The organism is Borrelia persica No12 (assembly GCF_000500045.1).
GTDB classification, from domain to species: Bacteria; Spirochaetota; Spirochaetia; order Borreliales; family Borreliaceae; genus Borrelia; species Borrelia persica.
Genome location: NZ_AYOT01000139.1, coordinates 1 through 2,212 on the forward strand (window position 1 = coordinate 1; position 2,212 = coordinate 2,212).

The 2,212-nt window shown below is 34.4% G+C and carries 2 protein-coding genes and 1 pseudogene; all 3 read right to left on the reverse strand.

What is annotated here, in order from left to right; translation table 11 throughout:
- Positions 1–62: 62 nt before the first annotated feature.
- Positions 63–1,067, reverse strand: a complete 1,005-nt coding sequence (locus U881_RS0103100; protein WP_235048125.1) for a variable large family protein — start codon at positions 1,065–1,067, stop codon at positions 63–65.
- A 321-nt stretch (positions 1,068–1,388) separates the two neighbouring features.
- Positions 1,389–1,565: a variable large family protein gene (locus U881_RS13745; protein WP_160164790.1), complete on the reverse strand. Its 177-nt coding sequence runs from the start codon at positions 1,563–1,565 to the stop codon at positions 1,389–1,391.
- Positions 1,547–2,170 (reverse strand): annotated as a pseudogene (locus tag U881_RS13055) (variable large family protein). The gene U881_RS13745 and the pseudogene U881_RS13055 overlap by 19 nt, the downstream one beginning before the upstream one ends.
- Positions 2,171–2,212: the final 42 nt, after the last annotated feature.

Sequence of the window (2,212 nt, forward strand, 5' to 3'; positions counted from 1 at the left end):
AAGTGTTCCCTTTAAATAATTTTTTACTTAATTTTATACAATTATCTATCGTTGTACACTAGCTAACGCTTCTGAAGATTTATCTTCTTGTTTACCTTAGCTAGTGCTTTATTTATCTCTTTTAATCCACTATCAACTGTATTTCTTATCGCAATCATAAGAATACTGAGTGTCTTGTTTACTGCACTTGCTACTGCTCCATTTACTGCATGAGCTGATTTCTCTTCACCATTTTTAGCCGCAAATTTACCATCCTTTGCCATTGCCCGCAATGCTATACCTCCTGCTATTACCGCATCTTTCTTTGCTGCATCAAGAGTTTTAGTACCAGAATCATTCTTAGCAACTGCAATTTCAGCTGCATTAGTTACTTGATTAATACCTTTATTAGTATCAGCATCTCCTGACTTTGATATAGCTTGCAAGATATCAGCTCCACTTACTGCTCCTACTGATGCACTTGCGGCTGCAGCTTGTGCTTCTGTTCCATCATTAGCACTTCCTTTAGCAAACAAATTCCCAACTGATTTCCTTTCATTTTCTTCAGTCTTATTTACTTCTGCACTTCCCTTATCCTTTAACACCACATCAACTATTGTTTTAATTCCTTTAACTAGTGCGTTTACACTTGATACTTCTCCAGGTTTAGCGTCTTTATTTTGTTCAGCATTTCCTATAGCAATATCAGTTGTAGCCCCTTTCGATGCTTCTTTTGCTCCTTCTGCAATTTTATCTAATATCCCACTAATAAATTGCTCAACTACTTCTTTCACTTTTGGATAATTACCATTTTCTGCAACTAAAGTGTTTAATTTATTCTTCACTAATACCATAGTCTTCTCAATATCAATAAAATACTTCCCTATATCACTCTTTTTCGTTTCTGCCTTTATCCCCAATGTCCCACTCACCATATCCCCAAATGCAACAAAAACATCCAAAAATCCTTTACCTAAATTCGCTATTGAACTTAAAAACTCATTCTTTGCCTTCTCTTCTGCCAATAAACCACTATTACATCCCATTAGCAATCCCATCACCATCATCATCACAATACTTCTCTTCATCAATTCTTCTCATTATCCTTTCTTCTCTCTTTGCTCTTTCCCTTTTATTTTCTTTCATTTCTCTTTTTCCCTCTTACTTTTTTCTCTTTAAAAGCTTAGTCCAGAAACAAAAATGAAATAAAAATGAATGCAATGCTCACATGATAAATGAATGTCAAATAAATCTGATATTTACAGTTATAAAGGATTAAATATAAAAATATATTGTAATCACTTAACTTAACAAAGAAACATCTTCCCTATAAACCTCCACAAAGAATAAGAGAAATGTTTCCTTGAAATGACTTTATTTTTTAATACTTATCTTTTATCGATAATTATTTATTGATGTCCACCAGCTGCTGCTTCTGTGATCTTATGTTCTTGTTTTACTGTAACAAGAACATTATTTATTGTTTTTAATCCACTATCAACAGTATTTCTTATTGCTATTATTAGAGTACTTAGTGTCTTATTTACTGCACTCGCAACTGCACCATTTATTGCACATGAGAATATTTATTATCACCATTCTTAGCCGCAAATTTACCATCCTTAGCCATTGATCTCAATGCTATTCCTGCTGCTATTACCGCATCTACCTTTGCTTGATCAAGAGTTTTAGTACCAGAGTCCTTCTTAGCAACCGCAATCTCTGCTGCATTAGTTACTGTATTAATATCTTTACTAATGCCAGCATCTCCTGACTTTGATATAGCTTGCAAAATGTCAGCACCACTTACTGCTCCTATTGATGCACTTGCTGCAGCAACTTATTGTTCTGTCATATCATTCTGTGTAGCAAGCAAATTACCAACTGATTTCTTCTCTGTATCACCAGTTTCAGTAGCATCTGCTTTACCTTCTTTCAACACCGCATCAACTATTTCTCTAATTCCTTGAATAAGTACATTTACGCTTGCAGAATCTGCAGATATAGCCCGTCTTCATTTTGCTTAGCATTTCCTATTGCATCACCACCACTAGCACCCCCCAGCCGCTATTTTTGCTCCCTCTTCAATCTTTTCTATAGTTGCGATAAATTCGTTAATCTTTTCTTTTAACTTTGGATAATTGCCATTCTGTTCTAAAATCTCGTTTAATTTTGCTTTCGTTGTTTTCATAGTAGTTTCAATTTTAGTAAAATACTGTCCTATCTCCGATTT